Below are 2,116 nucleotides of genomic sequence, written 5' to 3'. Positions count from 1 at the left end.
CATATTGAAACTTCAACAGCTATTAGAATGGCTAGAAATGAAATTTATCCAGCTGTTATGAAGCATTTAAACAACCTTTCAACTGCTATTAATAACATAAAATCAGTTATTGGTTCTGAGAATAATGAATTAATTGAAGGGGATAGAAAACATGTTCTTAAGGTTTTAAATGCTAAAGAACATTTGAGAAATTCCCTAGGAGAACTGGAAAAAGCCTTTGATACTGCTATTAACATAAAAGATCAATATGAGAGAGCTGTATTTTATCATACTCATATAACTCCTAAAATTGATCATCTTGTAACTTGGGCTGATACTTTAGAGCTAGTTTGTGAAAAAAATATTTGGCCTTTCCCTATTTATGAAGACTTATTATTTAAATTATAATCTAACTTGTACAATACAAAAAAAGGATTGAATGTTATCATTCAATCCTTTTTTATTAATAAATATTTTTAATCTGCTAAATCATCTTCTATTTTTCTACTAATTTTAAACTTAACATATTTTCTAGGTTTAGCCTTTATGATATTATTTGAATCCTTTGGATCAACAACATCTCTTTCCTTTGTTTTTCTAACTTCAAATGAACCAAAATTTCTAAATACCAATTCTTTTTCTTTAGTTAAAGCAATTTTTAAAGTATTTAAAAAACGTTCAACATCTTCCTTGGCACACTTTAAATCTTTCACATCATTTACTTCAGAATATAATTGAATAAAATCTTTTTTTACCATTATTTTGCCCCCTACTTTTAATTTCTTAAAAACCTACTCCAACATAATCCATTCCCAAACTATCAGCTACCTTTCTACAAGTTACCCTATGATTCATTATATTTATACCTCTAACTAATTCTGGATATTTCCCACAAGCTGTTTTTAATCCATTATTTGCTATCGCCCTTGCATATTTTAATGACGCATTTTCAAGGGATAATGTAGATGTTATAGGATAAGCTCCTGCCATATTGCTAACACAATAATGAAGTACACCATTTATACAATAAATTGGTCTTTCATGAGAGGTTACTTTTGAAGTTTCAAAACATCCACCTTGATCTATTGCAACGTCAACAATAACACTTCCTTTACCCATATTATTGATATATTTTTTTGTTACTAAACAAGGAGCTTTTCCTCCAGGTATCAGTACTGTTCCTATTAATAAATCTGCAGAAGCAACTGCTTCTTCTATATTTCTTGGTGTGGAATATAGAGTTGTTACTTGAGATTTGTATATATCATCTAAATATCTAAGCTTATTTGTATTTATATCTATAGCAACAACTTCAGCTCCTAATCCAACTGCTGTTTTTATAGCACTTTGCCCTGCTGCCCCAGCACCTAATACTACAACTTTACCTCTTTCAACTCCAGGAACTCCACCTAAAACTATTCCCTTTCCTCCCTTTGTTTTTTGCAAATAAAATCCGCCAACTTGAACTGCCATTTTTCCAGCAACTTCTGACATTGGAGATAATAAAGGAATTGATCCATCAGGTAAAACAATGGTTTCATAACCTATACAAGTTGCACCTGATTCCACCAATTGTTCTGTTGAATGCTTGTCTGCAGCTAAATGTAAATACCCATATAGAATATGATGAGGTCTCAATAATCTTCTTTCACACTCTATTGGTCTTTCAACTTTTATAATAAGTTCTGCTTTTTTAAATATTTCCGTTGTTGTTTCAACTAAAATTGCCCCACTTGAAATATAATCTTCATCAGATACTCCTACTCCTAATCCTGCTCCCCTTTGAACATAGACTTCATTACCGTCAAGAACTAGTTGCCCTACTCCTGCATCTGTTAAGCCAACTCTATTTTCATTATTCTTTTTCTCTTTAGGTATCCCAATTTTCATAAAAAAGCCTCCTAACTATTTTCCCTAATCTTTAATCTTATTATACTAGATATTTTCTAATTTAGCAATTTTTATGTAAATAAAAAATACTGATACATTAGTCATAATCTACCAGTATAATTTGGGTCTATAATATTTGGTGTTGGTATTTGTAAAAATACTAATGCCTTTATTTTTTGCAAAAAAAAATTGAGACAAATAAAAAAATCCGTTACAATTAAGTTGCGACACCAAAAGAAAGGATGTG

Annotated in this window: 2 protein-coding genes and 1 pseudogene; 1 reads left to right on the top strand and 2 read right to left on the bottom strand. The window is 30.3% G+C overall.

Annotated features, from left to right (window positions below; genetic code table 11):
• Nucleotides 1-387: pseudogene (locus GIL12_RS09930) on the top strand (glutamine synthetase type III); the annotation flags it as partial.
• 68 nt (nt 388-455) lie between these two features.
• Here GIL12_RS09930 and GIL12_RS09925 read toward each other — a convergent pair.
• Complete coding sequence (locus tag GIL12_RS09925; protein ID WP_163470312.1) at nt 456-737, bottom strand: HU family DNA-binding protein; 282 nt, start codon at nt 735-737, stop codon at nt 456-458.
• 25 nt (nt 738-762) lie between these two features.
• Entirely contained in the window at nt 763-1,869 is a 1,107-nt protein-coding gene (ald, locus tag GIL12_RS09920; protein ID WP_163470311.1) for an alanine dehydrogenase, read from the bottom strand.
• Nucleotides 1,870-2,116: the final 247 nt, after the last annotated feature.

Origin of the sequence: Fusobacterium sp. IOR10, from assembly GCF_010367435.1 — a bacterium.
Lineage (GTDB): Bacteria > Fusobacteriota > Fusobacteriia > Fusobacteriales > Fusobacteriaceae > Fusobacterium_B.
This window is presented reverse-complemented; position numbering and strand designations above follow the sequence as displayed.

Excerpts from the sequence above, each read along its gene's own strand:
- GIL12_RS09925 (WP_163470312.1), bottom strand. The coding sequence starts at position 737 with ATGGTAAAAAAAGATTTTATTCAATTATATTCTGAAGTAAATGATGTG.
- ald (WP_163470311.1), bottom strand. The coding sequence starts at position 1,869 with ATGAAAATTGGGATACCTAAAGAGAAAAAGAATAATGAAAATAGAGTT.